A 23,990-nucleotide genomic window follows, 5' to 3' on the forward strand; every position below is an offset into this window, starting at 1 on the left:
GCCCTCTTGTTTTCTGGGATTTGATGATGCAAAGGTAAGACGAAATTAAATTGTGCACAATTTAATTGCTATAAATGAATAGTAGACAGAATCAATAACGCTTGTATATACAATACTTTCTAAATGCATTAAAGAGATATTCAGAAAAAAAATCGGAAATTTGCATTTCGTCCAATAATGAAGCTGTCCTATGAAATTATGCATTGCTGAAAAGCCAAGTGTTGCCCGTGATATCGCCAAAGTTTTAGGCGCAGATATGCCTAAACAGGGCTATTTTGAAGGTAATGGCTATTGGGTAACCTGGACATTCGGACATCTTTGCACCCTCAAAGAACCTCATGATTACAGCCCGCATTTCAAGTCCTGGGATTTAATCTTCCTCCCTATTATTCCCGATAATTTCGGAATTAAACTCATACCGAATCCAGGTGTGGAGAAACAGTTTAAAACCATTGAAAAATTAGTCGCAGACTGTGAAGAAGTCATCAACTGCGGTGATGCGGGGCAGGAAGGCGAGCTCATCCAGCGTTGGGTCCTCCAAAAGGCAAAATGCAGAAAACCAATGAAAAGACTCTGGATTTCGTCCCTTACCGAAGATGCCATTAAAGAAGGTTTTGCCAAGCTGAAACCTGCGGAAGAATATCAGAATCTATATCTCGCAGGCAATGCGCGTGCAATCGGCGACTGGCTTCTGGGGATTAATGCAACCCGGTTATTTACAAGAAAATTCGGAGGAAACAAGGGCGTGCTCTCTATTGGACGGGTACAGACGCCTACTTTGGCAATGCTCGTTCAGCGTCAGAAAGAAATGGATGCATTCGAAACCGAGGAATACTGGGAACTGAAAACCAAATACCGCGACGTTGTTTTCAATGCGGCAATCGACCGTTTAAAAACCCGGGAAAAAGCCGAAAAAGGTCTCGAATATCTGAAACAGAATCTTTTTGAAATTGTTTCATTTGAAATTAAAGAAGGAAAAGAGAAAAACCCAAGACTATTTGATTTGACGGCTTTGCAGGTGGAAGCCAACAGAAAATTCGGTTTCTCTGCCGAAAACACGCTGAAATATATCCAAAGTTTATACGAGAAGAAACATACCACCTACCCCCGTGTGGACACCACTTACCTTTCCGAAAGCCTTTATCCGAAGATTGCAGGTATTCTCCGTACTATGAATTTCTACCGGGAATACACAGCGCCATTGCTGGAAAATCCTATTCCGAAATCGAAAGCGGTTTTTGACGATGCTAAAGTTACCGATCACCACGCAATTATACCCACGGAAATACCGCCTTCTTCCAGTTTAAGCAAAGAAGAAAAGCTCATTTATGATTTGGTAGCAAGACGTTTTATTGCGGTTTTTTATCCTGAATGTAAAATCTCAAACACTTTGGTGGAAGGTCAGGTAGGCACCATTCCTTTTAAAGCTAACGGAAAACAGATCCTGGAACCGGGTTGGCGCGAAGTATATGCCAAGGACAAAAAGGACGATACTGAGAAAAAAGAGAAAGACGAAGAACAGCTGATCCCCGAATTTAAAGTTGGCGAAAAGGGCGAACATTCCCCTTTAATTCATCAGGGAAAAACCAGTCCGCCCAAACCTTATACTGAAGCAACACTTCTTCGTGCGATGGAAACTGCCGGAAAACAGGTCGATGATGAGGAACTTCGCGAACTCATGAAAAGCAACGGAATCGGAAGACCTTCTACCCGAGCTAATATTATTGAAACCCTTTTCAAAAGAAAATATATCGAGCGGAAAAAGAAAAATCTTATCGCTACCACAACCGGTGTGGAACTGATCGACACCATTGATGATGAATTGCTTAAAAGTCCCGAACTGACCGGCGAATGGGAATTCAAGCTGAGAAAAATCGAAAAGGGCGAATACAGCGCTACTCAGTTCAAAGACGAACTCATCCTGATGGTCACTGATTTAACCAGAAAAGTAATCAGCGAAAAAGCAAAAATCATCTCTTTTCAGGAAGAAGTTCTTCCGAAAGAAAAAAAAGAAAGAGCACCGCGGAAAACCACTGTCATCATCTGGGAAGATGAAAAGTGCCCGAAATGTAAAACTGAACAGTTGATGAAGGGAAAAACTGCCGTCGGCTGTTCCAATTATAAGGGTTGCGGTTTTAAAGTTCCTTTCACTGTTTTTGGAAAGAAACTGACAGAAAAACAGATTCAGGATATTGTGGTAAAAGGAAAAAGCACAAAACTGAAAGGCTTTACAGAACATCCGGAAAGCATCTCAGAAGGCCTTTTGCGGCTTACGGATAACGGCAGCATCGCGTTACAGTCCGAATAAATTTAAATTTATTCCTAAAAAGAATAAGTCTCTCTTTTCACATTTCTCAAATAGCATCTTTAATCAGCTTACCGATGTGGATTGATTTCACTTTATTAAATCATGTCTTAAATCCTTGTTAAAGTGATATATCTCACCAATTTCACAGTCTTTAAATCCGTAAATTTGAGATGAAATAAAAATTAAAAGTATGGGACAGTTACAAGACAAAGTCGCCGTTATTACAGGCGCGGGTTCAGGAATCGGTAAAGCAACCGCATTGCTTTTTGCGAAAGAAGGAGCAAAAGTTACGGTAAGCGACATCAATGAAGCTCATGGAAATGAAGTGGTAGAATTAATTAAGAAAAATGGCGGTGAGGCTATTTTCGTGAAAGCAAATTCGGCAAGTCCGGAAGACAATGAAAAACTGGTCAAAGAAACTGTAGAAAAATTCGGCGCACTGCACATTTCGGTGAACAACGCGGGAATTGGAGGTGAAATCAATAAAGTAGAGGATCTCTCAGTAGAAGGCTGGGAAAAGGTAATTGCAGTAAATCTTTCCGGAGTATTTTTTGGAATGAAATATCAGATTCCGGCCATGCTGAAAGCAGGAAGCGGAAGCATTATAAATATCGCCTCTATTTTGGGACAGGCAGGCTTTCCTACCTCCTCCGGATATGTGGCCGCCAAACACGGTGTAGTGGGTTTAACCAAAACCGCTGCGTGGGAACACGGCACTGAAAACATCCGCGTCAACGCCATCGGTCCCGGGTTTATTTATACAGGGATGGTCAATGAAGAAGCGATGGGTAAAGAAGCGATCAAACATCTGGAATCCAAACACGCATTCGGCCGACTGGGAACACCGGAGGAAATTGCTGCGATGTGTCTGTTTTTATCTTCTGATGCAGCATCTTTCGTTACCGGAAGTTATTACGCAGTAGATGGAGGTTATCTCGCAGTGTAGTAATAAATTAATAACCAATAAAGCAGGTTCGGAAATATCCAAACCTGCTTTCTTATTTAATATTAAAGACTCATTTTAGTCTGCTGAAACGGGATAATCGGTATATCCTTTCTCTCCGGGGGTATAAAAAGTATCAGGATCAGGCGCAGTCAGCGCTTTTCCTGAAGCAAATTTCTGTACCAGATCCGGATTCGCGATAAAAGGCCTTGCGAATGCCACCAACTCTCCTTTTCCGGCTTTCAGGTCAGCTTCTGCGCGTTCGGCATCATATCCCCCGGAAAGAATAATGGTTCCGGCAAATTCATTTCTTACCGCATCTTTTACAGACTGCGGAACGGCCGGCGTTCCCATTGAGGAATGATCCACCATATGGATATACACAATACCCATAGATTTCAGTCCGGCAGCTAACTGGGCATACTGCTGTTCAGTGGTTTCATCGGCTGACATTTCACCAAATGCTCCAAAAGGAGAAAGCCTGATTCCTGTTTTGTCTTTACCGATGGCATCTGCGACGGCCGAGGTAACTTCCAGCACTAAACGGTTGCGGTTTTCAATGGAACCCCCGTATGCATCACTACGCTGATTGGATGCTGAATTCAGAAACTGTTCCAGCAAATAACCGTTGGCACCATGCAGTTCCACACCGTCAAATCCTGCAGCAACCGCTGATTTTGCAGCGTGCACAAATTCAGCAACAATTGCAGGAATTTCTTCCGCTGCCACTTCTTTGGGAACAGGCAGGGCTTTCATCCCTTCCTTATCAGTGTACATCTGGGTACTGGTGGCAGCAATGGGAGAAGCACCAATCACTTCCGCCCCTTCTGGCATGTTCAGAGGATGGCTGATCCTGCCGGTATGCATCAGCTGAATAAATATTTTACCGCCGCCATGATGTACCGCATCCGTTATTTTTTTCCAGCCTTCAATCTGTTGGTCGCTATACATGCCCGGTATTCTGGCATATCCCAAGCCGTCCGGAGACGGAGCGGTACCTTCAGTAATAATCAACCCTGCACTTGCTCTGCTTCCGTAGTATTCCGCCATTATATCATTGGGAATATTACCTGTCGCCCTGCTTCGGGTCATTGGCGCCATCACAATACGGTTCTTTAAGGTGAGACTGCCCAGTTGGTATGGGCTTAAAAGTGTTTCAAATGAATTCATAATATGTGTTTTTATTAATGATTAGACCTTCGCAGTGCATGATAAAGATGATTAACTAAACAGGAAAATAACTTTATACTGTCTTGATTTACAATTCAATAAGTGATGATAAATGTAAATGCAATTTACGATTAAATTTTGAAGAGAGTAAGTGAAGACGCTTTTCTTCTGTGAGCTGATTTTCTATTTCAAAATGTTACCTTTGCAAAAGCCGGCTATCATCCCGATGAAGGCGACAATATTTAATTTTTAATAAAAGGATTTCAGATCCTTCATAATTCAATTATAATGACAATAGACAAAAACCACGTAGTAGCGCTTCATTACACGCTGAATTCCATTGAAGATAATGGAGAAAAAACCTTCATCGAGAAAACAGATGCTGATAATCCTTTCACTTTTTTATACGGAGTGGGAATGATGTTGCCGAAATTTGAAGAACATCTTCAGGGTCTAACTGCAGGAGATACCAAAACTTTTACCATTACCCCGGAAGAAGGATATGGCGAAAAAGCTGAAGACGCGATTGCACATTTACCAGTTGGAATGTTCGAACAGAGCGGAATGCCACCTGTAGGTGCAATTTTACCGCTGCAGGATCCTGAAGGAAACCATGTAAACGCAGTAGTGGTGGAAGTAACTCCGGAAGCTGTTATTGTAGATTTAAACCACCCAATGGCAGGAAAAACCCTGAACTTTGATATTGAAGTGGTAGCTTCCCGTCCGGCTACGGAAGAGGAACTGGCTCACGGTCATGCACATGGAATTGACGGTCACGAAGGACATTAATTTCTATAGTACCATATATTAAAAAGCTACGATCGATCTCGTAGCTTTTTGTATTTTGAAGACTCATGTACGATTAATCTTAAGCTCCCCAACTTACTTTTTCGGTTTCCACAAAATCTATTTCAGGGTTCAGAATATCGAGGATTACATTTTTAATGGCTTTCATCGGCATTTCTAAAAGCTGATTGGTGATTTCACTTTCTCCAAAAATGCTGAGGTTCTGAACACCTTTATTCACTTCGGCAAAACTCCAGATGCCGCATTCCACAAAGTTGTCCGGATATTTTTTCTCATTCAGGACTGAATACGCATACACACAAAGCTGCATCGCCTGCTTATAATCATCACGGAAAAATAATTTTTCGAGTTTTTCCTCATCCTCTGCTTTTTTCGGTTGTGAAACAGAAAGATTTTTCGTTTTTGCAGTTTTAAAATCAATAATTCTCAGGTTCCCGTTAAGCCTGTCAACACGGTCAATAAATCCGTAGAAAGAAACCTGATCAGTTTCATCCTCATCCAGATAAAAACTGATGTTCTCAAAATTTCCTTCAACACTCAAAATTTCCAGGGAATTTCCTTCCTGAACTAAATTTCTGTCATAATCCAGAACATCCCTCACTACCCTTTCAGCGATGGAACGGTGGATATAATTCATTCCCTTTTCGTAAAATTCAACCTGATGTTTTAATTTTTCAATGGCCCGGTCAACCGCTTCAACTACCGCTTCATTTGAAAAAGTCAAATCATTAACAGTTAACTGTTTACCGATTAATTTTTCATACAGATCTTGAAGTGCGTAATGCACCAGATTTCCGTAACTTCTCTGGGAAAGTTCTTCCTCAATCTCGCTGGTTTCTTTGGTGTTGAGAATTTTAGTTAAATAAAAATCCACCGGATTATAAATATATGAAGTGAGATGTGAAGCCGAAATACGTTTTTTCCATTCTTCCAGTTTTTCCAGAACTTTAGGCGTTTTTTCAATCTGAATAGCTTCCTGACTGATCGGATCTGATGTGTTTTCTATGATGATATGCTCAATCAGATGATGACGGTCCTCAATTTCCATCTGGGTGACAAAACGGCTTTTTTCTCCGGTATTGACACCTGAATTCAACGCATTGAAAAGCAGGTGAACATGCTGCGAATCCTGGATCAAACGGTAGTAGTGGTAAGCGTAAATGCTGTCGTTTTCCAGAAAAGTATGGAGTCCGAAATGCTGCCTCACATCAAAAGGCAAGTATGTATTCTGCGAATTTCCGAGCGGTAATTTTCCTTCATTGGCAGAAAGGAGAATGATATTTTCAAAATTCAAAAGCCGCGTTTCTAAAAGTCCCATCACCTGTAAACCCTGAAGCGGTTCTCCCTGAAAATCAATCGTTTCAGAATTTACAAGCTGATTGATCAGCACTTCCAGCGTTTCCATCTTTATTGCAAATGAGTAAGGCGAAATCTGATTTCTGATGATCTTAAAACTTTTTTCAAAATGGGAAATATTTTCGTACAGGATATCATCCAGCTCCCTGAATTTCAGATTATAGCAATAATCGATCAGCAAATCCAAAAATTCAGTTACAGAAGCAGGTTTGTTGAAAAGGTTAAAATAAGAAAGGCCGGAAAGAAACTCCGCAAACTGTTTTTTAGAAATATAAACAATATTTCTTTCCTCAATTTGGTTCTTAAAACCGGCAATGATATTCTGATCCGGCTCATCATTCGGAAGTTCTTCCAGAATAGACAGGACATCATTATAGTAATAGGAAGAATCTTTTTTCTCCAGCTGTTTCTGAAGGTAAAACAGCTGCTTTACGGCATTGCTGAAACCAAGGTTTTTCAGCGGAAATCCCATCGTGATATTCAGGTATTCAACCGCACTCATCGCATCCAGACTGGCGGGAAGCAGATTTTCATCCAATAACACGACTGCTGTATGTGAAAGATTCTGATCATCCAGTTCTTTAAAAATTTCGGGCAAAACCTTCGTTTGGGTAATATTTCCTGAAACTTCATAGACTTTAATCGTTTTCGGCTGTGCAAAATCGTTTTCAATCCACTGAAAACTCCGGCTGTCATTAAATTCCTTCCACGTTTTATGCTGTCTGAGAAATTTGCCTGCTTCCTGTCTGGTATCATTGATGTAATACTCGTCAGCCTGAAAGAAACATTGCGCTTTATCCCACTGCAGCAGACTTTTTACCAATTTTTCTTCCACCGGAGTGAAAGCATTGAAGCCACAGAAAACAAATTTCTGTTGAGTTTTCTGTGCAAAATCTTCAATTTTATCTTTCGCGGATTCATGAATCATTCCTGAAGTAGCCCAGTTTTTCTCATTAAGCTTCTGCTTTAAGATCGGTAAAAAAAGATTCATTTTCTGCCAGAAATTCAGAAACTTCTTCCTCGGAACTTCTTCTGATTCGCCGAGGTTTTCAGACCAGTTTTTAATTCTTTCCTCATCAAACATATATTCCAAAACCGTCTCATCCTTGCCGGAAAATTTCAGAATGTCATCCCAGTCTTTCAGAAGTGTCGGAAACCATTTGAGAAAATTGGAAAAGTCTTCGGAAGGCTGAATATCGCGGTAAATTTCGAAAGCAAAAAGCCACAGCGCAATTCCCTGGACAGGCTGTTTTCCTGAAATCTCCTGGATCAAATCTTCAACAGTAAAAAAATTGGGTAAAAAACCCGAATACTGATTTTCTTTAAGGATTTTTTTGATGAAAACAACAGGTCTTTTCCCGGGAAGAACAATATTAAACCCTGACAGATCAGAATTTTGAGACAGCACTTCGGTGATGATTTTATTAAGAAATTTCATAAGGATATAAAAATGGAAATTAAGAAAATTATAACAAAAAAGCATCAGGAAAATGAGTTATTCCTGATGCTTTCGCTGTTCTGTATATTTTAGTCAGTTATCTGACCACGATATTTCTTTCGATCCACACATTTTCACCTGCAGCATTTTTTCCGTTCCAGAATTTAAAGGTGAAAGTTCCGGTCTGCTGCGGCCTGAAATTAATCTGTGAAGCTTTGGCAACCGTATTTCCGCATGCGGCTGAAGTTTTGAATTTATATGAAGTAACACGTCGCTCTGTCTGATTGGTGTGAAAATAGTCGTAGCCATAAAAACCTTCACAGTTTGCGGTATAGTTTGAAAAAGTTTTGATGGTCTGTATCGTGAAGACATCCATTGTATCCTGAGCAACTTTTACGCTGTCGATCTTTACGGCGTCGGTATTTAAAATTTCGTCGCCATCGAAACGGTCATTACATCCTGTAAATGTCAAAATTACAAGAGCAAAAACACCAAGTTTATATAATTTTTTCATAATTAATAATTTTTAATATTAAAACGTCACTGATTAACCCTTTATTATATCAAATTATGAATTGAAATTTCCTTTAGATAAATATACCACTTTTTTGGTTTCGAAAAAATCACTTTCGAAAAAATCTTTCAGGGAAAAAATTTCCGCTTTCAAACCGGCGAGTTCTTCAGCTAAATCTCCTCCTTTTAAATACAAAACGCCGTTATGTTTAGGATTGAACTGTTCTTTTTCAAATTTCCCCCTCAGCCACCTTAGAAATACAGGCATCTGAGTTACTGCCCGGCTTACCACGAAATGAAATTTAGCTTTCAGATCTTCGGCTCTTCCGTGAACTGCGGTCACATTCTTCAGTCCGATTCCTTCCGAAACTTCTTTAACCACGGTTATTTTTTTTCCGATGGAATCAATTAAAGTAAACTGAACTTCAGGAAATAAGATCGCAAGCGGAATCCCCGGGAAACCGCCTCCTGTACCAATATCTAAAATCTTAGTGTTCGGAGCGAACTGCATCACTTTTGCTATTCCCAGAGAATGCAGGATGTGTTTTTCGTAGAGCGATTCCATATCCTTGCGGGAAATCACATTAATTTTTTCGTTCCATTCTTTATAGAGTTCATCAAGTTTTGCAAACTGATTTTTTTGGTCTTCGGAAAGGTTGGGGAAATATTTTTCAATGAGTTCAACTGCCATTTTCATTATAATTTCCACAAATTTAAAAAAACAAGTTTAGAACTCTGCATAAAAAATTTATCTTTGGGATTCTTAACAATATTTATGGAAAAATACTCTGCACGACTGAACAGAATGAGCTTTTCACAGACTTTTGTGATGAGCAACAAGGTGCGCGAAATGAAAGCCAACGGCATTGATGTGATAAGTTTAACACTGGGCGAGCCCGATTTTGACGTGCCGCAAAACATAAAAGCTGCGGCTTTTGAAGCCATTAACGATAATTTCAGCCACTATTCACCGGTTCCGGGGTTTTTAGATTTAAGACAGGCCATCTGCGATAAACTGAAGCGCGACAATAACCTGGAATATCTTCCATCCCAGATTTGTGTTTCGAACGGTGCAAAACAATCGATTCTGAATGTTCTGGCATCCATTCTTAACGAGGGTGACGAAGTGATTTTGCCTGCTCCTTACTGGGTGAGTTATGACGAAATGGTGAAAATGATGGACGGAAAATCGGTTTTTGTAAAAACCTCAATTGAAACTGACTTTAAAATAACCGCAGAACAGCTTGAAAAAGCAATTACCCTAAAAACAAAGGCTTTGCTTTACAGTTCACCCTGTAATCCCTCAGGAAGTTTTTATACTTACGAAGAGCTGGAAAAAATTGCCGATGTCATTGCCAGACATCCGCAGATCACCATTATTTCTGACGAAATTTACGAATACATCAACTACGACGGAAAGCATACTTCGATTGCCGAATTTCCTCAGGTTTACGAACAGACCGCGGTGATTAACGGGATGTCCAAAGCCTTCGCAATGACAGGCTGGAGAATCGGTTATTCGGCATGTCCGGCGTGGTTAGCAAAAGGCTGTGAGAAAATTCAGGGACAGATGACAAGCGGTGCGAACACAGTCGCGCAAAAAGCTTCAGTCACGGCACTAAAAACCGATCCGTCTGAATACCGGTACATGATTGAGGAGTTCAGGAAAAGAAGAGAACTGGTGTATGGTTTGGTTAAAGAAATCCCCGGATTTAAAGTGAATTACCCTGAAGCGGCTTTCTACTTTTTTCCGGATATCTCCTATTATATCGGTAAAAAACTGAACGGCAACCAAATTAAAGATGCTGATGATTTCGCAATGTTCCTGCTGGAGAATGCACATGTTGGAACGGTGGGCGGCGTTTCTTTCGGAAATTCCAACTGCATCCGGTTTTCTTATGCCGCATCGGAAGCAGAACTGAAAGAGGCAATGAACAGAATTAAAACATGTCTGGAAAAAGTTGCGGTAAGCTGACAGACTCCTTATGACAAAAAAAACGGTTCGAAAATTTCGAACCGTTTTTTTTTATTTTCGGAAAGAATTAAAATTTGATAATATCTTTCATTTTTTCGTTTTCTTCATTCACCAAATCGTCGTCTACAAGGATTTTTCCGCTGTGTTCATCGATGATGATTTTCTTTCTCTGTGCAATTTCCATTTGCTTTTGTGGAGGAAGAGTAAAGAATGAACCTTTTGGTGCTCCTCTTTCCAAACCTACTACAGCAAGCCCGGTTGTTGTATTGTTACGGATTCTCTGGTACGAAGCCAAGAGTCTTTCATCAATATTTTTTGCGAATTCCTCTGATTTTGCCAATAAGAAGTCTTCTTCTTTCTGAGTTTCTGCAACCAGATTTTCCAACTCTTCTTTCTTGAATTTCAAGTGATTTTTAAGTTCACCGATTTTAGAAGTAAGTTCTTCCAGAGTTTCATTTTTATGAGAAATTTTCGCCCCGAATTCTCTGATTCTTTTATCAGCCAGCTGAATTTCCAGCTCCTGATATTCGATTTCTTTCCCAAGGGCTTCAAATTCTTTATTATTTCTAACAGTATCCTGTTGAGATTTATATTTATCAATCAAAGATTTGGCATGATTAATCACTTCGTTTTTCGTGCCGATTTCGTCATTTTGCTCTTTGATTTCGTTCTGAAATTTTTCTGCTCTTTTTTCAAGACCTTCGATTTCAATTTCCAAATCTTCAACTTCAATTGGCAATTCGCCTCTTGTATTGCGGATTTCGTCTAATCTTGAATCGATGATTTGCAAATCGTAAAGTGCTCTCAACTTATCTTCAACAGAGATTTCTACAGTTTTTTTAGCCATATTTTTATAAAAAATAATTTACAGGATTGGTTTTCTCAACAGATTTTGAGACTGCAAATTTAGGAAAAATTTCCGATAAAATCTCAATTAATTGTTGGGTTACATATTGTTCGGATTCATAATGTCCAATGTCGCAGATCAGCATTTTACCTTCGTTCTGAAAAAAATCGTGATACTTTACATCTCCCGTTAAATAGGCGTCACATTTTTGGGAAAGTGCTGCCTTGATGCCGCTGGCACCGCTGCCGCCTAAAACTCCTACCCTTTTGATATTTTTTGAATTAAAATCTGAATGACGGATCAGTTTTAAACTGAATTTATCCTTTACAAATTGCAGAAATTCTTTCTCAGTCATTTCATTTTCAAGATCACCGTACCTTCCCAAACCGGAATATTGGTTTTCATTTTCCAGCCTGATGATCTGATAAGCGACTTCTTCGTAAGGATGCGCAGCCTTCATTGCAGTAAGGAGCTGATTTTGTTTATAGCTTTCAAAAATTACAGAGATCATCACTTCATCTGCATTCTCACGGACATTCTGACTTCCGGAAAAAGGATTTGATCCTTCCACAGGTCTGAAAGTTCCGTTTCCCGAAACCGAAAAACTGCATTCATCATAGAAACCGATACTTCCGCCGCCGGCTTCAAAAAGCGTGGTCTTTACCTGCTCTGAATATTCCTTCGGAACGTATACTTCCAGTTTTTTAAGATTTTCAGTTTTGGGCATTAAGATTTTCTGATTGATTAAACCCAATTCCTCACAGATCCTGAAATTTACCCCGAAATAATCATTATCAAATGCGGTGTGAATCGCATAAATGGCAATTTTGTTTTCAATGGCTTTTAAAACCGAACGTTCCACATAATTTTTTCCAGTAATAGATTTTAAACCTGAAAATACGATAGGATGAAAAGTGACGATTAAATTGAGATTTTTCGAAATGGCTTCTTCCACTACATTTTCCAAAGCATCATGACAGACCAGAATTCCTGAAACTTCACGTTCCGGATTCCCGCATAACAGTCCTACATTATCGAAATCTTCTGCCTGTTTCAGCGGAATTTTTCTTCCGATTTCGGATATCACTTCGTTTACTGTCATTTTCATAAGTTTGTGACGAAAATAAGAATTTATTTCTATACATTTATTTTTCAATAAAAATCATGGAAAAAGAACACAATTATATATCCGAGCGAACCAAGTGGAAACGCCAGATTTACCGGATTATCTTTCAGTCGGACACCAAACTTGGGAAACTGTTCGACCTTGTGCTGCTGCTTCTGATCCTCCTGAGTACTTTTATCATCATGATGGAAAGCGTACAGATTTTTGATGCAAAACTCCACCGGATTTTTGTGATTTTAGAAATCATTATTACCGCTTTTTTTACAGCTGAATATGTCCTTAGAATCATGACCATAAAAAACAAGAGAGCCTACATTTTCAGTTTTTTCGGGATTATCGATTTTTTGGCCATTCTTCCTTTTTATCTGAGCCTCTTTATCCCGATCACCAAATATTTCCTCATCCTGAGAATGCTAAGAATGCTGAGAGTCTTCAGAATTTTCAACCTTCTTGACTTTATGAATGACGGTTATTTTATCGTCAGGGCATTAAAGCACAGTTCGAGAAAAATTTATATTTTCCTTCTGTTCCTGATTATCTTCTGCGTGATTGTGGGGTCACTGATGTTTATGGTGGAAGGTCACCGTGAAGGTTTTGAGAGTATTCCTCAAAGTATATACTGGGCTGTTGTCACAGTGACCACTGTTGGCTATGGGGACGTTTCGCCGGGCACTCCACTGGGAAAGTTCCTGTCTGTACTGCTGATGCTTGCCGGTTACTCCATCATCGCTGTTCCGACCGGAATTGTAACTGCAGAAATGCGCAACAAACGCCAAAATCTTGAAAAAGTGTGCGGACGCTGCGGTAATGATGACATTGATGATGACGCCCGCTACTGTAAAATCTGTGGTGAAAAAGTGGTATAAAAAAGAAGATACAGCGAACTGTATCTTCTCCCTTTCTTTCAATCAGTTGTGTTAATTCTGATATATAATGATCATTCAGCATCTATCTTTCTTATCGATATAATTTTTCTAATCCTTGAATAATGAAACTCTTGTGATTGAATCTATAGTAACTGTACAGGAGACATCCGCTTCTAAAGTCAGCTGATAACCGGTTCCGGGCGGAATACTTTGCTGATCGGCAATGGTGTAAAAATAAAACGTAATTACTTTCGATGTTGACGATCCGGATGGGAGCAGTGCAATAGAATTAACCTCAAACCCGGAAGTTGGATTTTTAAAAGTCCCTCTTAAAGATCCACTGGAACTTGAGCCTGCGGTGACACTTGCCATCACCCGCCAAATGTGAACCTGTCCTTCAATCGGATTTTCTTTCCATCGCTGTGTGGTCCCTGTTCCTGTGTAGATATTACCAGTTACCCCAGGAAACGGTACGGTGGTTTCCGGCCAGCTTGTCGTTGGGCTGGGGGCAAAAACCAAAGGTGTATTATACAGGATCAGCGCAGGTGTACCATAGGAATTTCCACTGGCAGAAAGCGTAACGGAAGGCTTCACTCCATTACCAGAATCTACTTTCACCACGCCATCGTTTCCCGCTGCGGAACTGGTCGCAACAAAAAGCTGTCTCCAAACCACGCCATCCCAAAACTCAAACCGATCTACAGTAGTGTTATAAATAAGGGTGCCCGCAGTCAGATTAGCATTCACCACTCCGGCGGGAGGAACAGTCAGCGGATCATTATCGGCAAGTTTTGTATTACGTTCCGAATCTGAAAGTCTTGGAATCAAAATTCCTTTTTCATTGGAAGTAATATCCAGTACAGTGGCCCCGTTGGGGGTTACTGTATTGATACCAACCTGTGCGTTTAAAAGCGTGAACAGCAGAAATGCTATTCCCAAGGTAATTTTTTTCATCATTTGTGTGTTTTAGTCAATAAAATTACATCAATTAGCTAAAATAATATACCGCGAAAACACCCTTTGTGAATAATTTAAAACAACTATATATTGCAAATCAATGTATGTTTTCAACATATTCATGCACTGAAATAAAAAAAATATTTTTAATTTCTTGTGGTTTAATCATCTATCGAGCCCCTGAAACAGGAAGATAATTTGCCGAAATAAGGCACAAAAAAGGTGCACCGTTAAATGCACCTTCTTTTTAAATCCCATCATTTGTGTTCTGATTATTGGGTCTTGTAATTTTCTTTATTCCCGCTCACTTAAAACTTAAAAAGTTCTGTTTTTTTAATGGTTATTAATTTTCACCCTTTTAATAGTTTTTTAACCTTTCGATCTGATCAGACTGTCCAAAATCCTACAGAAAAAAGCGGTTTAAAAATGTGATTGAATGGTGGGAATATCAGAAAATATTTCTTATCAATTTGTTCTGTTATCTTTTCCAAATTTACAAACATCTGATAATATTCATACCGTGAAAACACCGTATTTTTAAAATAAACTATTTTTTTTGTGGTAAGCAGGAATTTCACCACGGGGAATTAAGCGAAAAACCAGCAGTAGTAAGAAAAAACGGAAAAAAAATTTAGTGATCAACCCATTCGGAGTTACCAAGCCGGACATTTTCCATTAAAGGTAGGCAAAAAAAAGAAGTACACTGTTCTGCAGTGTACTTCTTTCTGAATTTTTTTAATACTTATAGTCTGGACTGAGTATCATCATTATACCATTTTTCATAAGTAGAACGGGCATCTTCTTCATTTTTCGGTTTGTATCCCATATAGATTCCACCGTTTTTAATATCATCTTCATATCTTCTGGCTTCATCCTCCGGAACACCTGTTCCTGTAAGGGCACCAACCAATCCTCCTGTTGCAGCTCCAGCTCCGGCTCCTGCCAGACCTGCTGCCAATGGTCCTGCAATCACAAGCCCTAATCCGGGAAGCAATACGTTACTACCAATAGCTGCCACAGCACCTACTACAGCACCAATTCCGCCTCCTATCAGTGACCCTTTTCCTGCATTCTCGGCTACTTTATCGCCAAGCACAGAATCCTCGTCGCTGTTGGTAAAATAACGGTCGCGGGTGTTGTCAGACATCATTACGTTAACGTCGTCTTTGCTGTATCCTCTTCCGTGAAGGTCTTCAAAAGCGCTGTCCGCCTCATCTCTGGTTTTGAATACTCTTGATACATAGTCGCTTCTAAATTCCGGTTTGTACTGTGAATTTTCCATAATAGTAAAATTTTTAAGTTAATATTTTGTTGATTGTTTTCTCTTAAATTCAATAAAAATGCCACGCGGAGATGCTTTAACATTGTTTAACATAATTATTTTTACTGGAGGCTGTCACGTCAAACAATTATGTGTGTCTCATATTTCGCTTTTTGCCTGACGTTTCATTCATTATGAAATAATTACCTCGCGAACCGTCACTCTATCACCGTAAAGCAGTTAACCTCCCCTGCCTGGGAATCGCACATTATTAATTTTCACCATAATAAAAGCCGATAAGAAGAGTCCTATCGGCTTTTAGACCAGCTTTATATTTTATGATGCGTTACGGGTTTGTTGAGAAAATAGAACCGTTGGCGATCAGCGCTCTTCTGTTCATTTTCAGGATGTCTCTTACCCACTCTGCAAAATCTTCAGGCTGCAGCACTTTATCCGGATTACCGTCAGTAAGACCTCCCTGAATGGACATATCCGAAGCAATAGTGCTTGGAGTAAGCGTAATAACACGGATATTCTGTTTTCTCCATTCTGCCATCATCGACTGTGAAAGAGAAACAACTGCAGCTTTTGAGGCAGCATATGCCGACATGTTCGGCCCGCCTTTCAACCCCGCAGTAGAAGCAACATTTACGATATCGCCCTGTCCTTTTTCTTTTAGGTAAGGATATACGGCTCTTGATGCATAGTATACCCCAAACAGATTCGTCCTGATGACCTGCTCCCAGGTCTCTGAAGACATTTCCTCAATCGATCCGAAGTTTCCGATTCCTGCATTGTTGATCAGGATATCTACTCCTCCCAGTTCTTTTACCAAACTTTCTATGCCGGCTTTCACCGCAGATTCATCATCAATACTGAAGACTGCAAGAGAAGCTTTAACGCCGAGCTTCTTAATTTCTTCAACCGTATTTCTTAAATTTTCTTCATTCCGTCCGGTGATTCCAATATTGACTCCTTCGTTTGCCAAAGCTAAAGCCACAGCTTTTCCCAGACCTCTTCCTCCACCTGTAATGATGGCATTTTTTCCTTTTAAATTCATATCAGTACTTTTTATGAGTTACAAATTTACGAAATACATTTTTTGATACCGGCTGTTGAACAGATAAATGAGATCTGACAGCAGAGCATGAATAGCCAAAATCAGCAGCTCCATCACAATATGAATTTTCCAAGACTCATTATATTCTAAAAAAAACAGCCGGATTACGGGAAACCGTAAGGCCATGAGCTTTGCCTTTATTACTTTTGAGCAATGATTTTTTAGAAGTTCATTACGGCAGCGCTGAGATGAACGGATAAATGCCCTGCTTCCTGCAGGGCATTTTTTATTGCTGAAACATCCACCGGCCGTCAAGTGCCGGAGATAACAAGAAACATTCTGAATCTTTCAGAATGTTTAATAATAAGTGGAGAGCCTACTCTCTTGATTCGTAATATTCAATGCGGGGTGTACTGATGACTCCGGCCTGTTTCATTTTTTCTTTCAGCATTGGAGAATTCATAAAGGCTTTGGCCTTCTCCATATCCGTAATATCACAAACGACCTGCACTATGGAAGGATCGTCAATATTCCTTGCTACAACCACATCGATCAATCCCGCACTGTCTCGCATCGGTTTTCCTTTGTCGAAACCAATAATCCATGCATCAAAATCTTTCACTTTATGGGTCATTATCGCCCATTTTGTTTCTTTAGAATCGGGATTGAACCTTATTACCTGATAAAATTCGGCTTTTGGATCCGATACGCCTCTCATTTTGATCCTTTCCAGAAATGCAGGATCTTTCATGGAGGCTCTTGCTTTTTCTACATCTGCCACTGTACCTACATTCATCATTTTATGGGGATGTCCCACCTGTGAACTGATAACGATGGTTTGAATTCCGTTTTGTTTGCGTAACAGAGAATCCTTCATGAAAAGGGGTTTCCATACATTGAAATCTTTAACGTGAAATGTAGTTTCTACAATTTTGTCCAGAGACTTATTCATCTCCTGGTTCTGTGCAAAACTGCTGCTGAAAGGAATGATGAGCAACAGCATAAGGGCGTGTCTCAACGGATTGAGCATGGTTTTTAAAATTTTCATCGGTTGCGTTTTTTAGTTTTATAAATTGAATTCATCAAATTCATAAAGTAAAGCTACAACGTTTTACATCATTAATGTAGATACAAACACTAAATTTAAGTTAAAACACCCAAATTAGTTAAAAATAACCACTTAAAAACAGGTTTTAAAAAACAAATACTGCAAACAGTATCAAAGAATAATTTAGATTTTAATAGACCGGAAAAAGCGAGTATCTCTGGAATATCATAAAATTCTGCTGAAAACACGGTCAATAAGAATTACAAAGGCCATCCACAGACCAATCACGATCACCAGCAAATTAACAGCAGTGAATATCAGATAATAATTTCTCTGAAAATTGTCGGAACCGGCACTTATTTTTTTGGAATAAAGCCTGGAGAGCATCGGAATCAGAGCGAGTAAAGCGAGTACCGCAACTCCGGGATAAAAGCCGGTAAACGCAGTACCAATCGCGCTGAATACCGCAGCCATAATGAGGAAGATCATTGATATCGTGCTTACCACCGTAAAAAGTTTCTTTTCCATTTTGATCTTTAATGTAGGAATATTAAGTATTAAAAGTTCTCCGTCTCAGTCTGTTTCCGATGAAGTGACGGCATTTTTCTTACCCTTTAAATTTTCAATAAGTATTCTTATGCCGTCTTTGGGAGCTGTTGCGCTAATACCAAACCGTTTTTCAAATTTGCTGCTGTCGAAGATATAATCCTGTTCATTCTGATAATTCATTTCCGGAAGTTCTCTCATGACAGGCATAAACAATCCGAGGATCCGGATCAGCCAGACGGGTACGGTCTGAATTTTAGCTTCTACCTTCAGTTCTTCCGCAACTAACTGAATCCACTGCCGGTTCGTTAGTTTCTCTTTTGTTGTAGGTACATGCCAAACCTGGTTATAGGCATCAGCGGTATTTCCCAGTAACGCGGTGGCCACAGCAGCATCCGGAGTGTACGTATAGGTATGAATTTTATCGGGGGCACCCAATACCTGCGCCTTCTTTCCTTTTAAAAGCTGATCAATAACCAGCATATTCAAAGTACTGTTTTTATTATCCGGGCCGTAGAAATCAGCGGATCTTGCGATAAGGGCGGTAAGACTGCCATTTTTCACTTCATTCATAATCATCTCATGGAGCTGCTGCCTTACGGCCCCCTTTTTACTGGGCGCGTGGATGGGAGAATCCTCAGTCATGAATGGTATTGCAGATGAATCATACATGTAGACATTATCAAAGAAGACCAGTTTGGCGTGATGCTTTTTACAGGCATTAATTACTGCTTTCATAAATGGCGGCCATGTATACTGCCATACGCTGAGTTTGTATTCGAACCCGATGACAACGTATACCGTTTCACTCCCGGCCACTGCGCTGTCGATCTGAGAAAGGTCACTGACATCCAGCGGAAAAAGCTCATCCGTTTCGTTCACCTTTTTTGGGGTCCGGCTAACCAGACGGATGTGATCTGTAAATTTCTTTAGGGCTTTGGCTAACGGTATTCCGACAGCGCCTCCGGATCCAATGATGGTCTGCATGGTGATGTTTTTAATGCTTTTTGATGAACAGTAACAGTATGTCCTGGCATTCCAAATATACGGATTCCGGGAAGAAATGCCATTACTGTACAAACAGATTAATATTAAATATCATTCACAGGTAAAATGCTTTACCTCTGCGCTGCCACTAGATTTCCGCTTTTAAAACTTACCTTTGCAAAAATTGTAAACTGTTGGAAACGGAACTGTTATTTTATCTCTGCGGCGCGGCATTCTGTGCCGGATTTATTGATGCCATCGTAGGAGGCGGCGGACTCATTCAGACTCCTCTGGCTTTGGTTTTGTTACCGCATCTTCCCGTTTCTACGGTCATCGGAACCCTTAAGATCCCGGCTTTCAGCGGTACGGCTATCGCGACCAGCCAGTACCTGAAAAATGTTAAAATAAACTGGAAGCTTTTCGGTCTCATGGCACTTATTGCGTTTGTCTGCGCATTTCTGGGTTCACAGCTATTAACCGTCGTCAGCAATGATTTCATCAAACCCGTGCTGCTGTTCATCCTGATCGCTCTGGCTGTTTATACGCTTTTTAAAAAAGACTTCGGGCAGGCCAAAGAAAAGCAGATTCCCTGGCATACCGCTGTCATCAACGGTTGCATCGTGAGTGTTGCAGTGGGGTTTTATGACGGGTTCATCGGTCCCGGGGCAGGAACCTTTTTTATTCTGGGTTTTGTAACCCTCCTCGGAATGGATTTCCTTCATGCCAATACCAACGCTAAACTGATTAACCTTGCGACCAATGCAGGTTCTATTTCGCTGTTCTTACTGAAAGGAAAAATCATCTGGGCCATTGCACTTCCCATGGCGGTATGCAACGCGCTGGGCGGATTTGTGGGCGCCAAACTGGCGATTAAAAGAGGTAACCGGTTTATCCGCTATGTGTTTATCCTGGTCATCTTTCTGTCAATCGGAAGATTCGGGTATGAGGTGATGTTTAAATAGCATTTGCTTATAAAGCGTTTGATAAGCGCCAAGGGCAGGTGCCTGTTTCCGGAAGTTTCTTTTGCTTTTGCGCATACGCCACTTTAGCCATTTTCAGGATGGTTATCAGTTACCGCAACTCCCTGCAGACCGCCATCACCTGAAATCAGCAGCAGATCGGTGAATCCCTTTTTACTGCGGAACTGCTTTTTCAGCATCAGCGTACCCCGCTCATGGTTTTCCGGAAACGGATGCACATGACGCCGGAATTTTCCTGTATCAAAATTAAGCTGCAGCTCAATAATGGTTTCCGGAAGTATTCGGGCGGAGGAAAAATTCAGATTTAGCTGTCCTTCGATTCGTACGGCCTGTAACAGTTTTGAAAAGTTCACCTGCTTTTGATGAAAGTTGAAACCGGCAAGCAAATACCGGCCTTCAGGAGTGGCAAGTCCGCCTGTTACGGTGCGCTGGCCGTTGGGCGCAGGGTCACATGATTTAAGACTCAGCATCAGTTTGGAAACCCTTTGATAAAGATAGCGGTCGTTCAGCTTGGCGCATTCCTCAGCTAATGCAGTACGCAGAAATTTGCCCGCTGCAGAAGCTTTCCCGAATTCGGTATTGTGTTCTACCACGGTTTGCTGTGCGGAGGTTTTGGGTCCTTTTTTCTTTGTCGCTGCCCGGCGCACGATCTCTTTACCGTTCAGCTTATAGAAGACGTATTCGCCCAGTTTTCCGGTGACCCCGAATATTGAATGTACTTTTCCCATGGCTGTGTGTTCAGGACGTTAGTGTTTCAAATTTATAAAAAAAGCGGCAGAAAATTATAATGCGATTAATTTTTATTATCTTTACATCTGACTGATTACCAGCGAATAACATTTTTGGCCGCAGTAATTATATGGTCAAATTATTTCTATTAAATTCGTTCCCCCCTTCTCCAGATCGCATTTTGCTGAGGTTGACCCGTAGTTGCCCCGTAGTTGCGCCGTAGTATGTTCGACCACTGTTCGATGACTGTTCTACCTTTGTCACACCTTTGTTGTACCTAACTTCGGAAAACAGCCCTTTTTTCCGGACATTTCCCGAAGCAATCCCGAACTATGACGGGAGGATTCCGTTTATAATGCTCCTTCATTTTTATCTTTCTTTTAAAACCGATGATTGCTTTGGATACCCCATCTACAGCACAGATTTAGTGCAAAAAAAAAGCCGGAAGAAAGATCTTCCGGCTTGATAAGTCCGTCTGGTTTAGCTGGTGAAATTAATCAACAATAATTTTAGCAGACTGTGTTTTTGTGGTAATAAAATAAACTCCTTTCGGCAGTTTAGTCATATTCACTTTTTCGTTGTTGTTTACGTTGCTGATGGTCTGTAATAACTGACCGTTTACGCTGTAAACTTTTACGGTTTCATTTTTATCGATTCCGCTGATGAAGAATTCGTGACCTTTTACCGGATTAGGATAAACAGTGATTTTTCTGTTTGAAACAGCTACATCATCCGCCGCAAGTTTTTCATAGCAGGTCCATGAAAGATTGTCGAAAGATACACGGTTGCTGGTGCTCTCGTCAATCAGTTCAATTACTACATTACCTTCTACATTGATGTTTTCGATAATTTGGTTTTTAGCAGTTTTAGAATAAGGAATCTGTCCTTTCACTACCCCATTGATTTTCAGGGTGTAGTTTCCTGCACTATCTGCAAACGGAAGGTAAGTTTTAACACTTAGAGAACCGATGCCTCCTGAAATAACAGATGATTTTACTGAACCTTTTCTTATACAGATGGCTTTGTTGCTGGTGCCGTCGATATAAATCTGAGTGTCTGTTCTTGTATTGGTTGCAGTCCACACAATGCCGTTATTCGACCATGTTCTGTCGCCATAAGAAGATGCAGGAGGAGTACCTCCTGTGGAAGGAATTTTTTCAAAGTCTTCAGTACCACAAGTGGTTCCTGTCCCTGTTCCGCCTCCATTGCCCTGGTCTGCATCAGTAGTGCCGTCAACAGCGGTACTGTTAGCAGATTTGTTACCTGCAGCATCTCTTGCCACCACATAGAATGAGTAAGTGGTAGAAGCTGCCAATCCTGTTACTGTTCCGGAGTTGGTGGACACTGTAGATTTGTACACCCCGTTTACATAAATATCATATCCTGTAACTGCAATGTTATCTGTAGAAGCATTCCAAGCTAAAGAGATCGTAGAAGAGGTAGTTCCTGTAACAGCTAAATTAACAGGCACGGAAGGTGCTTCGGTGTCAGAAGAAGTTCCTCCGCTGAAAGTATCAGGCCAGGTATTCTGAGCAGCCGGTCCTTTCCAGATCAGCGTTGCCAAATAAGGGTTATCGATAAAAGGGTTTCTGTTGTGCTGAATACCGAAAACCACATTGTTTCTCTGTCTTTCGAAATCTGAAACCGGATCCTCGATATTCCATTTCAAAAGGATATCCGGGAAGTCCGCCGAATAAGTATTCGGGTTCATGGTAATGTTTAAAGGCAGACATCTGGCGTCGTATCTCACATACATGTACATGAGGATTCTTGCGACATCCCCTTTCCACTCGTCACCCGGGTACCATCCGCCACGGCTTGTTTTGTAAGCGGCAGCACCGGCTCCGTCATCAAACAGGAGACTTCCTCTGGTGCTGTTCAGGGTATTGTCCGCAGGACGCAAATGGTGTCCGTCTGCTCCGGGACCTGATGTTCCCAGGTTTGGGGTTCCCTTTGATTTCGCGTACACGTGCTCGCGGTTCCACTGGCCGCTGTAAGGACGGCTTCTCTGGTGAGTTCCTGAACTCTGTGAGCCGTACATCAATAAAATATTGGCCGGGTTTTCCGGATCTGCATCACTTGTTTTAAAAAGAGAAGCTAACCCCGCAGAATAAGAGATCGTCTGCGTGTGGGTTGTTGTGATCAAGGTTGCCAACTGGCTTTTCAGGCCGTTACCGGTTTGGGTAAAATCAACACCTGAATAATAAGACGGCGCACTCTGCGCGTAAAGTAAGAATGAAAAAATACTTACTAAAAAAGATAATTTTAGTTTCATGTTAATATATATTTATTTTTTTTCTGCAATAATGTTATTGTGATGGGTAACGGTGAACGGATGATCCTGAACGGCAATGGAAACCGGCTGTTCAAATTCAAGAAAAACATCAGTTCCGAAAACATAGAGGACAGCAGCTGTACCATTATCCATTACTGAAGAGGAAACCTCCACCTTGATACCCTGCAATGAGGCTTCACCGAGGTGTTTAAGATCTTCAGGAAGGTGCAGTTCATTTTCAGTAAAGGCAAGAACAGAAGTCCAGAGCCCGGGATGCATTTCGCCTTCCCCGACAAAGAGGCGGTTTTCTGCACGGTCGATTCCAATGACATAAAGCGGTGCTTTTTTGCCGCCCACATTAATGCCTTTCCGCTGACCCAGGATGAAATTCTCAATCCCTGAATGTTCGCCGACCAGGAAACCGTCAAACAGAGAATACACTCTGCGGGAATACCTGCAAAGCATTTCTTTTTTTGAACTGAATTCAGGCTGCGGCTTACTGTAAAGAGGAGACGTGGCTGGAATTTCGACAATCTGTCCTTTATTGATCATTACCATTTAAAGATAAGACACTGAGTCTAAGTTTTTTTAAAGCTTTTCCCTTCTAAATAAGGGGAAGCTAAAGTAGGTATTTTATTTGAAACCACAGGTGTGCATTATCAGGTTTCAAATATTTGTATTCAGAACAGATCAAATCACCAATTTTCAGATCATCACCAACCCGCTAAAACACTGAATAACAACACTATACAGTTAAACCAACACCTACCTCCTCTTCCCATAAAATAAGCATCTTAA

At 40.7% G+C, this 23,990-nt stretch carries 21 protein-coding genes; 6 read left to right on the forward strand and 15 right to left on the reverse strand.

Translation table 11 applies throughout. The features are described 5' to 3' along the window. Positions 1-190: 190 nt before the first annotated feature. Both KSK37_RS04110 and KSK37_RS04115 read left to right on the forward strand, forming a co-directional pair. A complete protein-coding gene (locus KSK37_RS04110) occupies positions 191-2,308 on the forward strand; it encodes a type IA DNA topoisomerase (protein ID WP_217199611.1) in 2,118 nt (705 codons plus the stop codon). A 190-nt stretch (positions 2,309-2,498) separates the two neighbouring features. Further along, the gene (locus KSK37_RS04115; RefSeq protein WP_217199612.1) at positions 2,499-3,254 is read left to right on the forward strand and encodes an SDR family NAD(P)-dependent oxidoreductase; all 756 of its coding nucleotides are present in this window, start codon (positions 2,499-2,501) and stop codon (positions 3,252-3,254) included. 75 nt (positions 3,255-3,329) lie between these two features. Here KSK37_RS04115 and KSK37_RS04120 read toward each other — a convergent pair whose 3' ends face one another. Beyond that, on the reverse strand, positions 3,330-4,421 hold the full coding sequence (locus tag KSK37_RS04120; RefSeq protein ID WP_217199614.1) for an alkene reductase: 1,092 nt from the start codon (positions 4,419-4,421) through the stop codon (positions 3,330-3,332). A 288-nt stretch (positions 4,422-4,709) separates the two neighbouring features. Here KSK37_RS04120 and KSK37_RS04125 point away from each other — a divergent pair, with 288 nt between their 5' ends. Next, on the forward strand, positions 4,710-5,210 hold the full coding sequence (locus KSK37_RS04125) for an FKBP-type peptidyl-prolyl cis-trans isomerase (RefSeq protein WP_088360398.1): 501 nt from the start codon (positions 4,710-4,712) through the stop codon (positions 5,208-5,210). A gap of 79 nt (positions 5,211-5,289) precedes the next feature. Here the strand turns inward: KSK37_RS04125 and KSK37_RS04130 are convergent, their stop codons facing one another. From KSK37_RS04130 to rsmG, 3 genes are all read right to left on the reverse strand, one after another. After that, complete coding sequence (locus tag KSK37_RS04130) at positions 5,290-8,022, reverse strand: PD-(D/E)XK nuclease family protein (protein WP_217199616.1); 2,733 nt, start codon at positions 8,020-8,022, stop codon at positions 5,290-5,292. 97 nt (positions 8,023-8,119) lie between these two features. After that, positions 8,120-8,536 (reverse strand): hypothetical protein, encoded by a 417-nt coding sequence (locus KSK37_RS04135; protein ID WP_217199617.1) that lies wholly within the window; start codon positions 8,534-8,536, stop codon positions 8,120-8,122. A gap of 54 nt (positions 8,537-8,590) precedes the next feature. After that, on the reverse strand, positions 8,591-9,226 hold the full coding sequence (rsmG, locus tag KSK37_RS04140) for a 16S rRNA (guanine(527)-N(7))-methyltransferase RsmG (protein WP_217200049.1): 636 nt from the start codon (positions 9,224-9,226) through the stop codon (positions 8,591-8,593). Between the two features lie 84 nt (positions 9,227-9,310). On the opposite strand from rsmG, the gene KSK37_RS04145 reads away from it, so the two are divergent. Further along, positions 9,311-10,510 (forward strand): pyridoxal phosphate-dependent aminotransferase, encoded by a 1,200-nt coding sequence (locus tag KSK37_RS04145; protein ID WP_217199619.1) that lies wholly within the window; start codon positions 9,311-9,313, stop codon positions 10,508-10,510. Positions 10,511-10,577: 67 nt separating this feature from the next. Here the strand turns inward: KSK37_RS04145 and KSK37_RS04150 are convergent, their stop codons facing one another. Then, entirely contained in the window at positions 10,578-11,357 is a 780-nt protein-coding gene (locus KSK37_RS04150; RefSeq protein ID WP_088360401.1) for a zinc ribbon domain-containing protein, read from the reverse strand. 4 nt (positions 11,358-11,361) lie between these two features. Beyond that, positions 11,362-12,459 (reverse strand): Nif3-like dinuclear metal center hexameric protein, encoded by a 1,098-nt coding sequence (locus KSK37_RS04155; protein ID WP_217199621.1) that lies wholly within the window; start codon positions 12,457-12,459, stop codon positions 11,362-11,364. A 62-nt stretch (positions 12,460-12,521) separates the two neighbouring features. Between KSK37_RS04155 and KSK37_RS04160 the strand changes: the two genes are divergently transcribed. Then, positions 12,522-13,349, forward strand: coding sequence for an ion transporter (locus tag KSK37_RS04160; RefSeq protein WP_088360402.1), 828 nt, complete (start codon positions 12,522-12,524; stop codon positions 13,347-13,349). A gap of 108 nt (positions 13,350-13,457) precedes the next feature. Here KSK37_RS04160 and KSK37_RS04165 read toward each other — a convergent pair whose 3' ends face one another. From KSK37_RS04165 to KSK37_RS04190, 6 genes are all read right to left on the reverse strand, one after another. Continuing rightward, the gene (locus KSK37_RS04165; protein ID WP_246566215.1) at positions 13,458-14,306 is read right to left on the reverse strand and encodes a hypothetical protein; all 849 of its coding nucleotides are present in this window, start codon (positions 14,304-14,306) and stop codon (positions 13,458-13,460) included. A 742-nt stretch (positions 14,307-15,048) separates the two neighbouring features. Then, the gene (locus tag KSK37_RS04170; RefSeq protein ID WP_217199622.1) at positions 15,049-15,588 is read right to left on the reverse strand and encodes a hypothetical protein; all 540 of its coding nucleotides are present in this window, start codon (positions 15,586-15,588) and stop codon (positions 15,049-15,051) included. Positions 15,589-15,913: 325 nt separating this feature from the next. After that, complete coding sequence (locus KSK37_RS04175) at positions 15,914-16,627, reverse strand: 3-ketoacyl-ACP reductase (protein ID WP_088360405.1); 714 nt, start codon at positions 16,625-16,627, stop codon at positions 15,914-15,916. Positions 16,628-17,003: 376 nt separating this feature from the next. Continuing rightward, positions 17,004-17,675 carry a hypothetical protein gene (locus tag KSK37_RS04180; protein ID WP_217199623.1) on the reverse strand — a complete coding sequence of 224 codons (672 nt, stop codon included), beginning with the start codon at positions 17,673-17,675 and terminating at the stop codon, positions 17,004-17,006. Positions 17,676-17,900: 225 nt separating this feature from the next. Then, on the reverse strand, positions 17,901-18,203 hold the full coding sequence (locus tag KSK37_RS04185) for a hypothetical protein (protein ID WP_217199624.1): 303 nt from the start codon (positions 18,201-18,203) through the stop codon (positions 17,901-17,903). 45 nt (positions 18,204-18,248) lie between these two features. After that, positions 18,249-19,208, reverse strand: a complete 960-nt coding sequence (locus KSK37_RS04190) for an NAD-dependent epimerase/dehydratase family protein (RefSeq protein WP_088360440.1) — start codon at positions 19,206-19,208, stop codon at positions 18,249-18,251. Positions 19,209-19,402: 194 nt separating this feature from the next. On the opposite strand from KSK37_RS04190, the gene KSK37_RS04195 reads away from it, so the two are divergent. Continuing rightward, positions 19,403-20,170 carry a sulfite exporter TauE/SafE family protein gene (locus tag KSK37_RS04195; protein WP_088360408.1) on the forward strand — a complete coding sequence of 256 codons (768 nt, stop codon included), beginning with the start codon at positions 19,403-19,405 and terminating at the stop codon, positions 20,168-20,170. Positions 20,171-20,253: 83 nt separating this feature from the next. On the opposite strand, the gene KSK37_RS04200 is transcribed toward KSK37_RS04195, so the two are convergent. From KSK37_RS04200 to KSK37_RS04210, 3 genes are all read right to left on the reverse strand, one after another. Continuing rightward, positions 20,254-20,916 carry a hypothetical protein gene (locus KSK37_RS04200; RefSeq protein ID WP_217199625.1) on the reverse strand — a complete coding sequence of 221 codons (663 nt, stop codon included), beginning with the start codon at positions 20,914-20,916 and terminating at the stop codon, positions 20,254-20,256. Positions 20,917-21,410: 494 nt separating this feature from the next. Beyond that, positions 21,411-23,192: an endonuclease gene (locus tag KSK37_RS04205; protein ID WP_217199626.1), complete on the reverse strand. Its 1,782-nt coding sequence runs from the start codon at positions 23,190-23,192 to the stop codon at positions 21,411-21,413. Positions 23,193-23,204: 12 nt separating this feature from the next. Beyond that, positions 23,205-23,744, reverse strand: coding sequence for a tRNA methyl transferase PRC-barrel domain-containing protein (locus KSK37_RS04210; RefSeq protein ID WP_217199627.1), 540 nt, complete (start codon positions 23,742-23,744; stop codon positions 23,205-23,207). Between the last annotated feature and the right edge of the window lie 246 nt (positions 23,745-23,990).

It is taken from the genome of Kaistella soli (assembly GCF_019038595.1).
GTDB lineage: Bacteria > Bacteroidota > Bacteroidia > Flavobacteriales > Weeksellaceae > Kaistella > Kaistella soli.